At 41.9% G+C, this 17,341-nt stretch carries 17 protein-coding genes, 1 tRNA gene, 1 other RNA gene and 1 other annotated feature; of the genes, 14 read left to right on the top strand and 5 right to left on the bottom strand.

What is annotated here, in order from left to right; genetic code table 11:
* Positions 1 to 182, top strand: a 182-nt coding sequence (locus NCCP133_RS21295) for a hypothetical protein (RefSeq protein WP_264807244.1), incomplete at its 5' end; no start/stop codon positions are given.
* Positions 183 to 504: 322 nt separating this feature from the next.
* On the opposite strand, the gene NCCP133_RS21290 is transcribed toward NCCP133_RS21295, so the two are convergent.
* Positions 505 to 1,464 (bottom strand): YaaC family protein, encoded by a 960-nt coding sequence (locus tag NCCP133_RS21290; RefSeq protein ID WP_264807243.1) that lies wholly within the window; start codon positions 1,462 to 1,464, stop codon positions 505 to 507.
* A gap of 112 nt (positions 1,465 to 1,576) precedes the next feature.
* On the opposite strand from NCCP133_RS21290, the gene guaB reads away from it, so the two are divergent.
* The 6 genes from guaB (at position 1,577) to NCCP133_RS21260 (ending at position 8,490) form a co-directional block, all read left to right on the top strand.
* Positions 1,577 to 3,040 (top strand): IMP dehydrogenase, encoded by a 1,464-nt coding sequence (guaB, locus tag NCCP133_RS21285; protein WP_264807242.1) that lies wholly within the window; start codon positions 1,577 to 1,579, stop codon positions 3,038 to 3,040.
* Between the two features lie 497 nt (positions 3,041 to 3,537).
* The gene (locus tag NCCP133_RS21280; protein ID WP_264807245.1) at positions 3,538 to 4,842 is read left to right on the top strand and encodes a D-alanyl-D-alanine carboxypeptidase family protein; all 1,305 of its coding nucleotides are present in this window, start codon (positions 3,538 to 3,540) and stop codon (positions 4,840 to 4,842) included.
* A 161-nt stretch (positions 4,843 to 5,003) separates the two neighbouring features.
* Positions 5,004 to 5,885, top strand: coding sequence for a pyridoxal 5'-phosphate synthase lyase subunit PdxS (pdxS, locus tag NCCP133_RS21275; RefSeq protein WP_264807241.1), 882 nt, complete (start codon positions 5,004 to 5,006; stop codon positions 5,883 to 5,885).
* A gap of 12 nt (positions 5,886 to 5,897) precedes the next feature.
* On the top strand, positions 5,898 to 6,485 hold the full coding sequence (gene pdxT, locus NCCP133_RS21270) for a pyridoxal 5'-phosphate synthase glutaminase subunit PdxT (RefSeq protein ID WP_264807240.1): 588 nt from the start codon (positions 5,898 to 5,900) through the stop codon (positions 6,483 to 6,485).
* A 59-nt stretch (positions 6,486 to 6,544) separates the two neighbouring features.
* Positions 6,545 to 6,768, top strand: a binding site (T-box leader).
* 254 nt (positions 6,769 to 7,022) lie between these two features.
* On the top strand, positions 7,023 to 8,300 hold the full coding sequence (gene serS, locus NCCP133_RS21265) for a serine--tRNA ligase (RefSeq protein ID WP_264807239.1): 1,278 nt from the start codon (positions 7,023 to 7,025) through the stop codon (positions 8,298 to 8,300).
* A gap of 97 nt (positions 8,301 to 8,397) precedes the next feature.
* Positions 8,398 to 8,490, top strand: a tRNA-Ser gene (locus NCCP133_RS21260).
* Positions 8,491 to 8,836: 346 nt separating this feature from the next.
* Here the strand turns inward: NCCP133_RS21260 and NCCP133_RS21255 are convergent.
* The 4 genes from NCCP133_RS21255 to NCCP133_RS21240 all read right to left on the bottom strand — a co-directional run bounded on the left by NCCP133_RS21255 (position 8,837) and on the right by NCCP133_RS21240 (position 12,310).
* Positions 8,837 to 9,505, bottom strand: coding sequence for a deoxynucleoside kinase (locus tag NCCP133_RS21255; RefSeq protein ID WP_264807238.1), 669 nt, complete (start codon positions 9,503 to 9,505; stop codon positions 8,837 to 8,839).
* On the bottom strand, positions 9,502 to 10,143 hold the full coding sequence (locus tag NCCP133_RS21250) for a deoxynucleoside kinase (RefSeq protein WP_264807237.1): 642 nt from the start codon (positions 10,141 to 10,143) through the stop codon (positions 9,502 to 9,504). Before NCCP133_RS21250 ends, NCCP133_RS21255 begins: the two co-directional genes overlap by 4 nt.
* A 213-nt stretch (positions 10,144 to 10,356) precedes the next feature.
* Complete coding sequence (locus NCCP133_RS21245; protein WP_264807236.1) at positions 10,357 to 11,643, bottom strand: glycoside hydrolase family 18 protein; 1,287 nt, start codon at positions 11,641 to 11,643, stop codon at positions 10,357 to 10,359.
* Between the two features lie 82 nt (positions 11,644 to 11,725).
* Positions 11,726 to 12,310 carry an isochorismatase family cysteine hydrolase gene (locus NCCP133_RS21240; protein ID WP_264807235.1) on the bottom strand — a complete coding sequence of 195 codons (585 nt, stop codon included), beginning with the start codon at positions 12,308 to 12,310 and terminating at the stop codon, positions 11,726 to 11,728.
* 112 nt (positions 12,311 to 12,422) lie between these two features.
* Between NCCP133_RS21240 and tadA the strand changes: the two genes are divergently transcribed.
* The 7 genes from tadA (at position 12,423) to NCCP133_RS21205 (ending at position 16,879) form a co-directional block, all read left to right on the top strand.
* Complete coding sequence (gene tadA / locus NCCP133_RS21235) at positions 12,423 to 12,941, top strand: tRNA adenosine(34) deaminase TadA (protein WP_442874316.1); 519 nt, start codon at positions 12,423 to 12,425, stop codon at positions 12,939 to 12,941.
* Positions 12,942 to 13,019: 78 nt separating this feature from the next.
* Positions 13,020 to 13,284, top strand: an RNA gene (ffs, locus tag NCCP133_RS21230) — signal recognition particle sRNA large type.
* Between the two features lie 162 nt (positions 13,285 to 13,446).
* The gene (gene dnaX, locus NCCP133_RS21225; RefSeq protein ID WP_264807233.1) at positions 13,447 to 15,147 is read left to right on the top strand and encodes a DNA polymerase III subunit gamma/tau; all 1,701 of its coding nucleotides are present in this window, start codon (positions 13,447 to 13,449) and stop codon (positions 15,145 to 15,147) included.
* 20 nt (positions 15,148 to 15,167) lie between these two features.
* Positions 15,168 to 15,491: a YbaB/EbfC family nucleoid-associated protein gene (locus tag NCCP133_RS21220; RefSeq protein ID WP_264807232.1), complete on the top strand. Its 324-nt coding sequence runs from the start codon at positions 15,168 to 15,170 to the stop codon at positions 15,489 to 15,491.
* Between the two features lie 154 nt (positions 15,492 to 15,645).
* Positions 15,646 to 16,242, top strand: a complete 597-nt coding sequence (recR, locus tag NCCP133_RS21215) for a recombination mediator RecR (RefSeq protein ID WP_264807231.1) — start codon at positions 15,646 to 15,648, stop codon at positions 16,240 to 16,242.
* An 18-nt stretch (positions 16,243 to 16,260) separates the two neighbouring features.
* Positions 16,261 to 16,479, top strand: a complete 219-nt coding sequence (locus tag NCCP133_RS21210; RefSeq protein ID WP_264807230.1) for a YaaL family protein — start codon at positions 16,261 to 16,263, stop codon at positions 16,477 to 16,479.
* Positions 16,480 to 16,615: 136 nt separating this feature from the next.
* The gene (locus NCCP133_RS21205; protein WP_264807229.1) at positions 16,616 to 16,879 is read left to right on the top strand and encodes a pro-sigmaK processing inhibitor BofA family protein; all 264 of its coding nucleotides are present in this window, start codon (positions 16,616 to 16,618) and stop codon (positions 16,877 to 16,879) included.
* The last annotated feature ends 462 nt before the right edge of the window (positions 16,880 to 17,341 follow it).

Here is a 17,341-nt window from a genome sequence, read left to right as displayed (position 1 = left end):
CTTTGATAAAGCTTATGGTAGAATTTGAATTAGACACCCTGTTGACTGGGGCGGCAGGTGCGAGATTCCTGTGGGAGTGCGGATCAAAGAGTGACCCCGCAGGCGCAGAGCGCCGAGGAGGCTCCCGGACCGCCAGCGGAAAGCAAGTGCCAGGAGCGGAAATCAACGGGCTGAGTTTATAAGTAAAAAATCTATTTAAAAGATCATAAAATATGCGCCACTTTTATATTTTATGCTTCACTTCCATCCATATATGCGCCAGTTTTGAATGATATGCACCCCATGTTATTTTACCGTCTGTTATAAGAATCGAATCTGCTCTATTAAAATTGAATTGTTACAAATGTAAGATAAAATTAAAGTTCAGCTAATAAAAAATCTAAAACCTGTTAGCTAAAAAGCAAACGCCCACTTCAAATCTCCCCTTAAATAGCCAGTCAAAAGGCATGATTACCCGCAGGAGAAATCAACGGTCAGAATAAATAATTTTCCATCTCCAACAGCTCAAATTTTCATATCAACCAAATACTGATAAATTAAATAGGGCCCTTTTGTAGCCGTAATTTTAAGAAATGTTTGGATGAAAGGATAATCTTTATTCGGCATCATTTTAATGAGCTCGCTCCACCACTCTGTTTCGTAGCGGGCAATCATGCTTAAGTTATAGAGCAGAAGGAAATGAATGAGAAGCTCAGGAAAATCACTCAGTTCATCTTTAGCCGGAGGGAAGAAAAATTTTCTGCAGTCCGGGCTATATCTTAAAGGCTTAAAATAATATGTATTTATATTTTTTAACATAAAGTTCATAACGGACTCATCTGATTCCTTAAACTTTATATTAAAATCTGACTTGGATTGCAGGTACTCAACAAATCGGGTCTCGGTCATATGAAAAGTATCAAGAATTTTTTTAGGGAATATAAATAAATCTTTATCCTGCTCTATTTCCAGATAAGTAGTGCGGCCTTCCGTCTGGTTATACAAATCATTAAGCTCAGGAATCTGGCTAAGCAGCTCCCCCATGGTTGTTTTTTCGCCTTCCAAATGTTTCATGTGAAACAATTTTTCTCCCATATATGGGAAAAGCCCGCTTTTTTGAAATTTAACTTCGTCCTGAAAAAAATTATAGTGCTGCTTTTTTCTTTTTCGGGTTGAAACCCCATGTGCAAGAACAGAAGTAGTCTCCGGATAATTTGGGTCTACCGTTAGAATGCAGGCTTTTACAAGATGAACCAATCCATAAAAATAGAGAATTGGCTTGATGACCAGCGGTGCCTTCTCTGCCTGCTGGTAGTATACTTGTCCGTGTTCAAGATAGTATATAAAGGGATAACTGTTTTCATAGCTCTTTTGTTCGGCTTGCTCGAGGTTTTGCTTTAGATAACATTTCTTTAAAAATTCCTGGGAAGTGCTAGCAGAAAAAAAATATAAAAAGGAATTTTCATGGTCATATGGATGAATCATAGTAAAACCTCCGAATCTTTAGAAAAGTCAAACATATTAATCTGTTCTTGACAGTATTTTGTCCAATTGATAACCTACTAATAATATTTTTGAGTCCAGGAGGTCAAAAAAGATGTGGGAAACTAAGTTTGAAAAAGAGGGTTTAACTTTTGATGATGTATTGCTTGTTCCAGCCAAATCTGAGGTATTGCCGCGTGATGTAAGCCTTAACGTTAATTTGTCTGAGAAAATTGCGCTAAATATTCCCATTATCAGTGCTGGTATGGATACTGTTACCGAAGCTGAAATGGCAATTTCAATGGCTCGCCAGGGAGGCCTGGGGGTTATTCACAAGAATATGTCCATTGAACAGCAGGCTGATCAGGTGGATAAAGTAAAACGTTCAGAAAGCGGCGTTATTACAGACCCATTTTTCCTCACCCCAGAACAGCAGGTATTTGACGCAGAACATTTAATGGGCAAGTACCGGATTTCCGGTGTACCGATTGTCAATAATCACGAAAAACAAAAACTTGTTGGTATTCTGACAAATCGTGACCTCCGCTTCATTCAGGACTATTCGATTAAGATTTCAGATGTAATGACGAAAGAAAACTTAGTGACAGCTCCCGTTGGAACAACCTTGGAAGAGGCAGAAAAAATTCTTCAGCAGCATAAAATTGAAAAATTACCGCTTGTGGACAAGGATGGAGTTCTTAAAGGTTTAATTACCATTAAAGACATTGAAAAGGTCATTGAGTTCCCTCAATCAGCTAAAGATGAACGCGGACGCCTTTTGGCTGGCGCTGCTGTAGGCGTGACTGGAGACACTATGAAGCGTGTAGAGATGCTTGTTAAATCTCATGTGGACGTGATAGTAGTTGATACAGCACATGGCCATTCAAAAGGTGTGCTGGATACTGTCCGTGAAATTCGGAATACTTATCCTGACTTAGCTATCATTGCCGGAAATGTTGCAACTGCAGAGGCAACAAAAGAACTAATTGAAGCAGGTGCTGATATCGTGAAAGTGGGAATTGGCCCTGGATCCATTTGTACAACACGCGTAGTTGCAGGTGTAGGGGTGCCACAGATCACAGCTGTTTATGATTGTGCAACAGAAGCACGCAAGCATGGGAAATCAATTATCGCTGATGGCGGCATTAAATATTCAGGAGATATTGTAAAAGCATTGGCAGCAGGCGGGCATGCTGTTATGCTTGGAAGCCTTCTTGCTGGTGTTTCAGAAAGCCCTGGCGAAACGGAAATTTTCCAGGGACGCCGCTTCAAGGTTTACAGAGGAATGGGCTCTGTTGCTGCCATGGAAAAAGGTTCTAAAGACCGTTACTTCCAGGAGGAGAATAAAAAGTTTGTTCCAGAGGGAATCGAAGGGCGTATTGCTTATAAAGGGCCTTTAGCTGATACAATCTACCAGCTCGTCGGGGGTATCCGTTCAGGAATGGGCTATTGCGGAACAAAGGATCTTCACGAGCTTCGTGAAAATGCACAATTTATAAAAATGACTGGCGCAGGATTAAGGGAAAGCCATCCGCATGATGTTCAGATTACAAAAGAGGCGCCAAATTACTCGCTATAATCAATAAAAAGCAGAAAAGGGAAACCTTTTCTGCTTTTTTCTGCTGTAAACTAAGGCTAACCACTTATTGGGTTGAAGTGGAAGGTGCGAGATCATCGTGACCTGTTGTTTGAATCAGAATCAAGAGAATCTAGAAAATGCATGCCCATTTTCATCGGCAGGAACTAATCCAGGGCCATCTTGTTCAATGTTAAGAATGAAAGCGGGAAAAGGTTGAGCTTCAGGGGCGATTGTGCGGAGAATGATTCCCTGAAAGCCTGCAGCGGAAATCAATAGGCCTTTTGCAGAACTTTTTTTAATATTTAATCTAGGTAAATGCTAATAAGAGCAAGTGGGTCTTACATGCCATTTACATAAGGCAGGAATAGGTAATTACTCTATCTATTCTTTAAATAAGAGTTATGATAAAATAACAAAAGTGTATTAAAACGTTGGAGGGCAGTAAATTGAAAAAAACATTTTATCGTAAGTCTGTTGCTGGATTCCTTGCCTTGGTTATGTTATTAGGTCTTTTACCTGGTTTAAATAAAGCACATGCAGAAGATATTTTAAATATTAATGCTGATGCTGCTATTTTAGTAGATTCAGAGACCGGAAAGATTTTGTATCAAAAAAATGCTGATAAAGTACTGGGCATTGCCAGCATGACAAAAATTATGACAGAATACCTGCTCCTTGAGGCTATTGAAGAGGGCCGGGTTAAATGGGATCAAGAATATGCCGTGAGTGAATACGTATGGAAGGTTTCCCAAGACCGTGCATTATCGAATGTACCTTTACGCAGGGACGGTAGTTATCATATTCGTGAGCTTTATGAAGCCATGACGATCTACTCTGCCAATGGTGCTACCATTGCGATTGCTGAAACCATTGCAGGTTCAGAAACAAATTTCGTGAAAATGATGAATGAAAAGGCTGCTGAACTTGGTTTAAAAGATTATAAATTTGTCAACTCGACAGGTTTAAATAACCGAGATCTGAAGGGAACACCTCCTGCAGGCGGACCTGAAGAGGAAAATGTGATGTCAGCAAAAGATACAGCGACGCTGGCAAAAGTATTGATTAATCGATTCCCTGAAGTATTGGAAACAGCCAGTACCCCTAAAAAGGTGTTCAGAGAGGGCACTGATGATAAAATTGAGATGGAAAACTGGAATTGGATGCTTCCTGAGCTTGTATACGGGTATGAAGGCGTAGATGGCCTTAAAACTGGTACAACTGACTTTGCGGGATACTGCTTTACCGGTACTGCTCTTAGAGATGGCAACCGCTATATCAGTGTTGTAATGAACGCCAAAGGCGATAATGGCCAGGCTACCTATAAATCAAGATTTGATGAAACAAAGAAAATGTTTAATTATGGCTTCAGCAATTTCACGAAGCAAGAAATCTTGCCTGAGAATTATCAGGTGAAGGGACAAAAAACAGTTCCTGTTGTAAAAGGAAAAGAAGACAAGGTGAAGATCGTATCTAAGAATCCGATTGAAATGATTGTAAAAAACGGCGAAAAAGAAAACTTTAAGCCTGTCCTTGTACTTGATAAAAAGAAATTAAATGAAGATGGCGAATTAACGGCTCCAATTAAAAAAGGAGATAAAATTGGCTATCTGACGATTGAATCTCCAGAAGACGGCAAGCTGGAGTTCTTATCTGAAAAAGACAAAGGCAATATCCAAGTAGATGTAGTCGCTGCTGAAAATGTCGAAAAAGCTAACTGGTTTGTTCTAATGATGCGCAGCATCGGCGGTTTCTTCGGTGATGTATGGGGAAGTGTTTCCACAGCTGTAAAAGGTTGGTTTTAAGAAAAAGGGCTTTCCTGTCTTGACAGGAGCCCTTTTTCATTGCATATTTTCAATAGGGAAAACTCCGAGTGAAGTAATCTATTTTCCTTTTTTTGAAAAATTATTTTTATCATAATATTAAACCCATCCAAAGCAGATGGTATTTACGAAGGGGGATAAACATGAAGACAGGTACAGATCGTGTTAAACGGGGTATGGCAGAAATGCAAAAAGGCGGCGTTATTATGGATGTTGTTAACGCTGAGCAGGCAAAAATCGCAGAAGAAGCTGGTGCAGTAGCAGTTATGGCACTTGAGCGTGTTCCTTCTGATATCCGTGCAGCTGGCGGTGTGGCACGCATGGCAGATCCGCGTATTGTGGAAGAAGTAATGGGTGCAGTTTCTATCCCGGTAATGGCAAAAGCGCGTATCGGCCATATTGTAGAAGCTCGTTTGCTTGAAGCGATGGGTGCTGATTACATAGATGAGAGTGAAGTTTTAACTCCTGCTGATGAAGAATACCATCTTAACAAAAGAGACTACACAGTTCCGTTCGTTTGCGGATGCCGTGATTTAGGCGAAGCTGCACGCCGTATTGGCGAAGGTGCTTCTATGCTTCGCACAAAAGGTGAGCCTGGAACTGGAAACATCGTTGAAGCGGTCCGCCATATCCGCAAGGTCAATGCACAGGTGCGCAAGGTTGTCGGCATGAACGAAGATGAATTAATGACCGAAGCTAAGCTTCTGGGAGCTCCATATGAGCTTCTTTTGGAAATTAAGAGCCATGGACGCCTTCCAGTCGTAAACTTCGCAGCAGGCGGCGTTGCAACACCTGCAGATGCAGCTCTTATGATGGAGCTTGGTGCAGATGGAGTGTTCGTAGGATCAGGTATCTTCAAATCTGAAAACCCGGCGAAATTTGCACGTGCAATTGTAGAAGCAACTACACATTACCAGGACTACAAATTAATTGCTGAACTTTCAAAAGAACTTGGCACACCAATGAAGGGAATTGAAATTTCTTCATTGGCTCCTGAAGCTCGTATGCAGGAGCGCGGCTGGTAAGGAGAATTGAACATGATAAAGGTTGGTGTATTAGGGCTGCAGGGCGCGGTCAGGGAGCATGTTCTCTCTGTAGAAGCATGCGGCGCCGAAGCTGTAGTCATCAAACGCAAAGGGCAGCTTGATGAGGTGGACGGTCTTATTTTGCCTGGCGGCGAAAGCACGACCATGAGACGCTTGATTGATAAATATGATTTTATGGACAGCCTTAAGGAGTTTGCGCAATCAGGAAAGCCTATGTTCGGGACATGTGCAGGATTAATTCTCCTTGCAAATAATATCATTGGCTATGATGAGCCGCATATCGGTGTTATGGACGTCCATGTGGAAAGAAATTCATTCGGACGCCAGCGCGAAAGCTTCGAGGCGGATCTTGATATTGCCGGAGTGGCAGAAGATTTTGCGGCTGTATTCATTCGTGCACCTCATATTGTGGAGGCAGGCGAGAATGTTGAAATCCTGGCCAAGCATAACGGCCGGATTGTTGCAGCACGCGAAGGCAGATTCCTTGGATGCTCATTCCATCCGGAACTTACGGATGACCATCGCCTGACAGGCTATTTCGTTGAAATGATCAAAGAGTCCAAGCAATTAATAGTTTGAATATTTTGGTTGCAAAAGGAACATAATTGTAGTACATTATGAATTACAAAATTCTCATAGCTAAAGCAATGAGAGGAACTAGTAACAGGAATTTGTTCTTAAGAGAGCCGGTGGCTGGTGGGAACCGGTGAATAAACCCTGCGAATCCATCCTCGAGCAAAGCATGGAACACCCGGTACTGTCCGGGAAAAGTAAATGCTTTCGGTTAAAACCGTTATGGATTTAAGGTGGAAAGCTCAGGCTTTCAACTAGGGTGGCAACGCGGGTAACTCTCGTCCCTTTTTTGGGGACGGGAGTTTTTTGTGTTTTTGGCTGGTTTAGTAAGTTTGCTGGAGGCAGCGAACAGGGGGTAATCGCTGAGTTGATTGCAGCGGAGGGACTTGACTCCTGCGGGAGGAGAGGGAGTGAGAGACCCCACAGGCGAAGCCGAGGAGGCTCTGATTCCTCCCCGCGGAAAGCAAATGCCTGAAGCGGAAATCAACGGGCAGAGTTTATAAGCAGCAATTCCTTATAACTATTTTTCAGGAGGTACGAAAAATGCTGGACATTAAGTTTTTAAGAGCCAATTTTGAAGAAGTGAAAAACAAGCTTCAGCACCGTGGTGAAGATTTAACAGACCTCGGAAAGTTCGAGGATCTTGATGTAAAAAGACGCGAGTTAATCGTTGAGGCTGAACAGCTGAAGAGCAAAAGAAATGAAGTATCACAGCAGGTTGCTGCTTTAAAGCGCGAAAAGCAGGATGCAGACCACTTAATCACTGAAATGAGAGAAGTTGGCGATAAAATCAAAACATTGGATGAGGAGCTCCGCACGGTTGAGGAGGAATTGGACCAATTGCTGTTAAGCATCCCAAATATTCCGCATGAGAGCGTGCCTGTCGGTGAAACAGAAGATGATAATGTGGAAATCCGTAAATGGGGAGAAGTCCGTGAATTTGATTTCGAGCCAAAGCCGCATTGGGATGTAGCGACTGATCTTGATCTCCTTGATTTCGAACGTGCCAGCAAAGTGACGGGAAGCCGTTTTGTATTTTATAAAGGCCTTGGTGCACGCCTTGAGCGCGCCTTATTCAACTTCATGCTTGATTTGCACACTGAAGAGCACGGCTATAAGGAAGTTCTTCCGCCGTACATGGTCAACCGTGCAAGCATGACTGGGACAGGACAGCTTCCGAAATTCGAAGAAGATGCGTTCTTAATTGAAAGTGAAGATTATTTCCTCATTCCTACTGCTGAGGTGCCTGTAACGAATATGCACAGGGAAGAGATTCTGAATGCAGATGAGCTTCCGATTAACTATGCTGCCTTCAGTGCATGCTTCCGTTCTGAAGCGGGATCTGCAGGCCGTGATACGCGCGGATTGATCCGTCAGCATCAATTTAACAAAGTCGAGCTTGTGAAGTTTGTTAAGCCTGAGGAGTCTTATGACGAACTTGAAAAGCTGACTGGCCACGCGGAAAAAGTCCTTCAGATGCTGGGCCTTCCATATCGAGTGATGAGCATGTGCACAGGCGATCTTGGATTTACTGCTGCGAAAAAATATGATATCGAGGTTTGGATCCCAAGCTATAGTACGTATAGAGAAATTTCTTCTTGCAGTAACTTTGAAGGATTCCAGGCAAGACGTGCCAATATCCGCTTCCGCCGCGAGGCAAAAGGCAAGCCGGAGCATGTGCATACACTGAATGGATCAGGCCTTGCGATCGGCCGCACGGTGGCAGCCATTCTCGAAAATTATCAGCAGGCAGACGGAAGTGTTGTGATTCCAGAAGTATTGCGTCCATATAAGGGCAATCGTGAAGTCATTAAGCCTTAAGAAAATGCCTGAGCGGGTTTTAAATCCGCTCCATTTTTTTATTTAGAATAATGTTGACATGCTTTTTAAGAAATGATATAGTATTTCTTGTCGATGCGGAGGAATACCCAAGTCCGGCTGAAGGGATCGGTCTTGAAAACCGACAGGCGGGTCAAACCGCGCAGGGGTTCGAATCCCCTTTCCTCCTCCATTTTTAATTGGCATTTAACACGCGCATAAATATTGGAGATACATAAAACCGCTGGGTGACGCAGCGGTTTTTTTGTTGTTTTTATTTTTCACAATATGGACAGTGTAAATTTGATTCTATGCGAAGTGACCGATATCTTGAAAAAGTGACCGATATCTTGAAAAAGTGACCGATAAAGTGAAATAGTGACCAATAATAGGGAGATCTGACCGATATCCTCATAAAAGTGACCAATAATAGGTTTGGAGCTATGCCTTTAGAGGCGAGTGCGGTGGAAATCATGCAATAATTCCACTTTTAGCTGAATTTCTTCTAGTAATCAAAAAAAAACCGCCGAAATTGGCGATTATTTTTTCAATAATTGAGTTTGTCTTAAAAAATAGGAAATACGCTCCACAATCGGTTCGATGGATTGTTCGTTCTGGATAATGTCATAATCGTTAATATTCAAACGGAGAACAGGGCAGGCGTTGAAGCTATTAATCCAGTCTTCGTAGCGCTGATGCATCTCTTCCCAGTAGGCAATGGGTGTCTGCTGTTCCATAGGGCGGCCGCGCTCCTGAATGCGGGAAAGAATGTCATCAAGTGAACCTTCTAAGTAAATGAGCAAATCCGGATGGGGGAAGTAAGGTGTCATGACCATCGCATCAAATAAACTTGTATATGTTTCATAATCTACCTTGGACATTGTTCCTTTTTCGTAATGCATTTTGGCAAAGATGCCTGTATCTTCATAAATGGATCGATCTTGAACAAATCCGCCGCCATATTCGAAGATGCGCTTCTGATCTTTGAAGCGCTCAGCAAGGAAGTATACCTGCAAATGAAAGCTCCAGCGATTAAAATCTGCATAAAATTTATCAAGGTAAGGATTCGTGTCTACCTTTTCGAAAGATGTTCGGAACCCGAGTGCGCTCGCAAGTGCATTCGTCATGGTTGATTTCCCGACTCCGACTGTTCCAGCAATCGTAATAACGGAATTCGAGGGAATCTCGTATTTTTGCCTTAGATTCATAATTTTATACTCCTCTTTTTTAATGGTGTGGAGAGTGTATCGAATATATGCATGAGGTCTGCTTCATTTTTTACAAAATCCAGCTCATCCCCATTAAAACGAATGACTGGAATGTCAGGGTGCTGTCTTTCGAACTCATTCATAGCCGTTTCATAATCAAGTGATAATTGCTCTAAATATAATGGGCTGATATTTTTTTCAATCTCGCGCCCTCTCAGTTCAATTCGGTCAAGCAAAGTTTCCAGGCTGGCATTTAGATAGATAATGACATTTGGCTTAGGCATATCGCCAGTTAAGATTTCGTATATCTTTAAATACTTCTGGTACTCATCTTGACTCAATGTGCGCTGTGCAAATATTAAGTTTTTAAATATATGGTAATCTGCCACTACAGGCTTATTTTGATTTAAGTAAAGATTATTTATATCAACCAGCTGTTTGTACCGGTTGCATAAGAAAAACATCTCCGTCTGGAAACTCCATTCTTCAATGTTTTCATAGAATTTTCCTAGAAAGGGATTCTCATCCACAATTTCTTTTAATAGTGTATATTGGAACTTTTCAGAGATCGCTTTAGCAAGTGATGTTTTTCCTACACCAATTGGGCCCTCAACAGTTATAAAAGGTATTCCCCCCATAAGATTGTCCTCCTACTCTGCCTCTTCTCTATTGATACCATCTGTAATAGACAGGATATTTGCGTAAAATAAATACGTTAAAAAATGACACAAAAATTATTTTAACACACTATACGGTGGAAGGGATATGGAATTTAGGCTGGAAATAGAAAACGGTCCAATAAATTCTGAATAATAAAAAAAAACTGCCTGGATGTGGCAGCTGTTTTCGGATTAAGCCCTTTTGGTCACATTAAAGTTTTCAGTAATCAATAGCCAGTTTTGCGGAAATGACAGCCCGAGTTTCCAATAACTCATTCCCCGCAATTTTAATTCTTTGATTAATTCAAATTTTGCCTGGATGGACCGGGCATCCTCAAACCAGACTTCATGTCTCTTTCCATCTGGATCAGTATAGTTGAAAAATGGTGCCTGTGCTTTGTAATCGTATTGAATAGCCACATTATTTTCAGCAGCAATTTGGATGGCCTGCTGCGGGCTGACAGCTTTTGCTGTTGTACCCTGAACAAAAGGCAGGGACCAGTCATACCCATATAAATTCTGACCCATCATTATCTTGGAGGGGGACATTTCACTCACTGCATATTCCAGCACCTGCCGGACTGGGCCAATAGGGGATACGGCCATTGCGGGACCGCCGCTGTATCCCCACTCGTATGTCATAATAACAACAAAATCGACAATTTCACCGTGCGCCTTATAATCATGAGCTTCATACCAGCGTCCTTTTTGTTCGGCACTGGTTTTTGGCGCTAATGCAGTGGATATTAGCCAGCCTTCTTGGCTGAACCTTGCCTTTGCTTTTCGTAAAAAGGTATTATACGCTTCCCGGTCCTCCGGGCGCAAGTATTCAAAATCAAAGTGAATTTCTCGGAAGCCATATTTTTTAGCGGTCGCCACAATGTTATCCAAAAATTTATTCTGAATAGCCATATCATTCAATAGAATTCTTCCCAGTTCATCATTGAATTGGTCATTTTCCTGGTTGGTGATGACCATCATGAGCACATTATTATTCGCTCTGGCAATGGCGGGGAAATTATTCAGTAGCGGCTCCTTCAAGGATCCATCACGCAGAGCTTGAAAGCTGAAGGGGGCCAAATATGTCAGGTAAGGGGCCGCTTCCCTCGCACTAGTTTCCAGTTCAGGGGCAACACTGGTTCCTCTTGGTTCAACATATGCGTTGAACTCCGCATTCTCTTTTGGCCGAGGCGGAATGTAGAACCTGAATCCAACTTGAAGCGGCTGATTGACAGAAATACCGTTAACAGACGCAAGCTGCTGAAAAGAAATACCGAATCTCCTGGAAATTGAGTAGAGGCTATCACCTGGCTGAACCCAATAAAAACTGCCAACTATTGGAATAACAAGTGTCTGCCCTATCACAAGGTTATTTGGATTCGGAATGTCATTTGCTTCAACAAGATCCTCAACTGTTGTGCCATAGGCCTGGGCAATGCCAATCAAAGACTGATTTTGCTGTATAACATGGATTTGCAAGCTATCTCCCTCCCAGAAAAACATCTTACCGATTATTTTAAAAAAATTTCTTTATAAGATGGCAGAGTACACTGCTACCATCTTATGAAGAAAACATGGAAGAGATGTTATAATTGTTTTCAGCGAAGGATGAAACATCTGCTTTTAATACCTGTTCCATCATCTTAAGAGCATTTTCATTGTCATGATCATCATTTGAAGCAATGCAATTATGCGGGATATGTAAATGGTATTCCCTCATATAGGCATCATTGGCTGAAAATAGAACGCAAATGTTGCCGGCAATGCCGGTCATAATCAGCGTGTTGACCCCCAGCTGATGGAGCAGGGTATTTAATGCGGTGCCATAGAATGCGGAATGCTTAGGCTTTATTAAAAAATAATCGTTCATTTCGGGCTGAACCTGGGAAAGAACAGGCTCGCTGATAGGGTTTTTACAATAGTCTATAATCGTGTGAATGTCTGCCTGCCACAAATTATAATGATCGTTTACATATATCACGGGAAGCTCTTGCGCATGGAATGCCGATTTTAATTTATTTATGTGCTCTGCAATTTTCAATGTTTTTTTGGCAAGGATCTTTCCGTGGGTAAAATTAAAGTCGTTAATCATGTCTATAATGATAAGAGCAGGTGAAGTCTGCTTAGTTTTCAGCTCAGTTTTCATCAGAAAATCGCCCCCTTTGCTGTTATTTTTCGTTAAAATTTGTACTTTTACACAGCAGTTTAAGCAAGATAAATAAAAGAAGGAATGAAGTCAGTTGACGGAAGCATCAATTATTGCAGATGAATTGTATATGCGTGAAGCCATTATAGAAGCAAAAATTGCTGAGTCTCTTGAAGAGGTTCCGATTGGGGCAATCCTTGTTTTGGATGGAGAAATCATTGCACGCGCTCATAATCTGCGGGAGTCCAATCAAAGTGCTGTTGCCCACGCTGAATTGCTTGCGATTGACAGAGCCTGTAAAAAACTGGGGACATGGAGGCTGGAGAATGCCGTTCTATATGTGACACTCGAGCCTTGCCCCATGTGTTCAGGCTCCATCATTTTATCCAGGATAAAAAAGGTGGTTTATGGTGCGAAGGATCCAAAGGGCGGGTGTGCCGGCACTCTTATGAATCTTTTGAAAGATGAACGTTTTAATCATCAGAGTGAGGTCATCTCTGGTGTTCTTGAAAATGAATGTGGAGAATTGCTATCCAGCTTTTTTAGGAAACTGAGAGAACGCAAAAAGGAAGAGAAAAAAAGAAAACAATTAATGCAGATGGAACAGGATACAGGAATTGACAACGGATAAGCATTGCTTTTTTTACTGAACCTTAGTATACTTATAGATGCGTCGGACAAGACGCAACTAAATATGGTATCAACTTTGCCGTGCTAGGCGGGGAGGTAGCGGTGCCCTGTACTCGCAATCCGCTCTAGCGAGGCTGAATCCCTTCCCGAGGCTGATGTCCTGTAGGGCCTGCCTTAAGTAAGTGGTGTTGACGCCTGGGTCCTGCGCAATGGGAATCCATGAACCATGTCAGGTCCGGAAGGAAGCAGCATTAAGTGGAAGCTCCCATGTGCCGCAGGGTTGCCTGGGCCGAGCTAACTGCTTAAGTAACGCCTATGGGCGTCAGTCGACGGAAGGTGCACGGCAGTTTATATGATCAATAAAACTCATCCTGCAAAGGGTGAGTTTTTTTGTTTGTGCAATTGAGCTGCCGGAATTAGAGGATTTATTTATTCTACCTTTTGTAAAAAGGAATTTAGATACGTTATAATAGATGAAGGACTATACATAGGAAGGGGGCGTCTCATTGAGTTATCAAGCTTTATACCGTGTTTGGCGTCCGCAGCAATTTATAGATGTTGTCGGGCAGGAACATGTGACAAAGACTTTGCAAAACGCCCTGCTTCAAGAGAAAATATCACATGCCTATTTATTTTCTGGTCCTCGGGGAACCGGAAAAACAAGTGCGGCTAAGATTTTGGCTAAAGCTGTGAACTGTGAAAAGGCACCGGTAACCGAACCCTGCAATGAGTGTTCAGCCTGCAGAGGAATTACAGATGGCTCCATACCTGATGTCATAGAGATTGATGCTGCCTCTAATAATGGAGTAGAAGAAATACGGGATATCAGAGATAAAGTTAAATATGCTCCAAATGCAGTAAAATATAAGGTTTATATTGTGGATGAGGTGCATATGCTTTCCATTGGAGCATTTAATGCCCTTTTAAAAACACTTGAGGAGCCGCCTAAACATGTTATTTTTATATTGGCGACTACTGAACCTCACAAAATTCCGCTTACAATTATTTCCCGATGCCAGAGGTTTGATTTCAAAAGAATTACTGCCCAGGCCATTGTTGGAAGGATGAAGCTGATTTTAGATGAAACAGGTGCAGAATGTGACGGCCAGGCTCTGCAGATTATAGCCAGAGCGGCAGAAGGCGGAATGCGTGATGCCTTGAGTTTGCTGGACCAGGCCATATCCTTCAGCCAGGATAAGGTAACGGAAGAAGATGCATTATCGATTACAGGTGCCGTTTCACAAGGATTCTTGAATAAATTAGCTAAAGCTATAAGGGCAAGGGATGCAGCTTCTGGCCTGGAATACCTTGAAGAGCTTCTTTTTCAAGGGAAAGACCCATCCCGTTTTATTGAGGACTTTATCCTGTTTTACCGGGATATGCTCTTATATAAGGCAGCGCCAAGGCTTGAGGAATCTATGGAAAGAGTCATGCTTGATGAAGAATTTCAGCAGATCTCTAAGGAAATGGAGCCGGAAGAACTTTATGAACTAATTGAAGTTTTAAATAAGGCCCAGCAGGAAATGCGTTGGACAAACCACCCGAGAATTTTTCTTGAAGTGGCTATTGTAAAGCTGTGCCAGCTTGAAAAAAGCGGGAAACCCGCCCAATCAGCAGATATCAACCCGCTGATGCAGAAAATCGAACAGCTGCAGCAGGAACTGGGAGAATTAAAGAAAAATGGAATTATGGCAAAAGACGACAGTGCAGCAGCTGCTGTTCAGAAAAAGCCACAAAGAATCTCCAGAAAAGGGTTTCAAGCTCCTATAGGCAAAGTGAATGAAGTTTTAAAGAATGCTACAAAAAACGATTTGATTGCTGTAAAAAGCCGTTGGGGAGAAATGCTTGACAGGCTAGTCCATAATCAAATGCGGTCCCAGGCGGCTCTATTAAATGAAGCGGAGCCAGTTGCTGCATCGGAGACTGCTCTTATTGTGAAATTTAAGTATGAAATTCACTGCCAAATGGCGATGGAAAACAGCAAATTTTTAGAAATATTGGCAAATGTTTTTCTTGAGCTTTTAGGAAAGAAATTGCAGCTGGTTGGCATTCCAGATGACCAATGGCAAAAAGTCAGGGAGGATTTTCTGCACAATCAGCGTGATGGAGACGATACAGAAAAAAGTTTCAGCAAAGGCGAGGAAGAGCCGCATGTAGCTGAAGCGGTAAAATTGTTTGGTCCTGATCTAATTGAAATTAAAGAATAAAATATTTGGAGGTATGTACAATGCGCGGCGGAATGGGAAATATGCAAAATATGATGAAGCAAATGCAAAAAATGCAAAAGAAGATGGCTCAGGCACAGGAAGAGCTGGGTGAAAAGAGAATTGAGGGAACGGCTGGCGGCGGAATGGTGACTGTAATTGTTTCAGGCCATAAACAGGTTTTGGAAGTGAATATTAAAGAAGAAGTTGTGGATCCGGAAGATATCGACATGCTTCAGGATCTTGTGCTTGCAGCGACCAATGATGCATTGAAAAAAGCTGAAGACCTTACAAACGATACAATGGGGCAGTTTACAAAAGGAATGAACCTGCCAGGAATGTTTTGATAACTATTCCTGAGAGATTTCTTTTGACTCGTTTCAAGTAAATATAGCGATATGCAAGAAGATAGACAGGCCAGGCGTCAGCGACCATTATCTGAGGATTACTCAGTGACTATTATGCTCGCGGCGCTTTTCCTTTTATATAGGAGGAAAACGAATGCATTATCCTGAACCAATATCAAAGCTGATCGACAGCTTTATGAAACTGCCCGGAATTGGCCCAAAAACGGCTGCTCGTCTGGCATTTTTTGTTTTAAGCATGAAGGAAGATACTGTACTTGATTTTGCAAAGGCACTAGTAAATGCAAAGAGGAATTTATCATATTGTTCTGTCTGCGGACATATTACTGATCAGGATCCATGCTATATATGTGAGGACCAAAGGCGGGACCGATCAGTTATATGTGTAGTGCAGGATCCTAAGGATGTCATTGCAATGGAAAAGATGAAGGAATTTAATGGCTTGTATCATGTTCTTCATGGAGCCATTTCTCCAATGGATGGAATAGGACCTGAAGATATTAATATCCCTGATCTATTGAAACGGCTTCAGGATGAAACAGTACAAGAAATCATTCTTGCTACAAATCCAAATATTGAAGGGGAAGCTACTGCCATGTATATTTCTCGTTTGATTAAGCCTTCCGGAATCAAGGCCACACGTATAGCGCATGGTTTGCCGGTCGGCGGAGATCTTGAATACGCTGATGAAGTAACTCTATCCAAGGCGTTAGAAGGCAGAAGAGAAGTTTAAACACGGGAGGCGTGATCCATGTTTTTTAAAAGAAAATGGTGGCTTCGCAAAGAGTTTGATGAGAAGCTTTTAGAGCAGCTGAACCGCTTAAAAGCGGACTGGAACAATCAAAAATCATTGGTGGAAAAAAGTTTTGATCCCTCTCCTGAAGCCGTCAGCCAGGCAAAATTAGCCGAAGCGAAATATTTCTTTCTATTTAAAGAAGCAAAACAGCGAAAGGTAAGGGTTCGGATGTAATTTGTATGGCTGTTGTTTAGCTATAAATATTGAGTATTAAAAATTAATCTTCATACTAGTCCTTCTCTTAAGGTCTTTTTTGTACAGGCTAATCATAAAATAGCAGTACAAGTTTCCTGAGAGGAGGATTTTTCTTTTGGATCCTATCGTTGTGATCTCCATTTTGGGAGGGTTAATATTATTGCTTCTATTTATAGGAGCACCTGTAAAACCGCTAAGGCTAATTGGGCAGGGCACCATTAAACTGATTATAGGAGCACTCTTATTATTTTTCTTAAATGCCTTTGGCAACCAGTTTGGGATACAAGTTCCAATAAACCTTGCTACTTCCGCAATCTCCGGATTATTAGGCATCCCAGGGCTGTTTGCACTTGTAGCCATTCAAATGTGGGTCATTTAAAATGGCAGCCGTTAAAAGCGGCTGTTTTATTTATGATTTCAGAATTTATATCCCTTTGAACTTTGAGAACTGTTTAGCGCAAGAAGCCTCCCCCTCGAGGCCCGGCTTGTGCTTGAGGCTCCGAGGATGGGGGTCATGCAGACGTTGCCACAGGACGTGGCGCTCTTAGTTTGCGTTCCTTCGTAGACAAGGCGCCCTGTGCTTTTCTTATTTTTTTGTAATTTTGTTGACAGTTCTTTTAGTCGATGATAATATATTAAGAGTCGTCACCATGAAGTGATGAAAAAACATCAAAAATAGATGTTGACATTATAACGTGAGAATGATATATTAATGAAGTCGCTTCTGAGCGTCGGATTGATCTTTGAAAACTGAACGAACAAAAACGTCAACGTTAATTCTTTAGTCTTTTTTGAAAAGACAAACCGAGCTTAATCAACTCTTATATGGAGAGTTTGATCC

Origin of the sequence: Cytobacillus sp. NCCP-133 (assembly GCF_026011715.1) — a bacterium.
GTDB lineage: Bacteria > Bacillota > Bacilli > Bacillales > Cytobacillaceae > Cytobacillus.
Note: the sequence above shows the minus strand (reverse complement) of the source record. Positions and strands in the feature narration are given on the sequence as shown.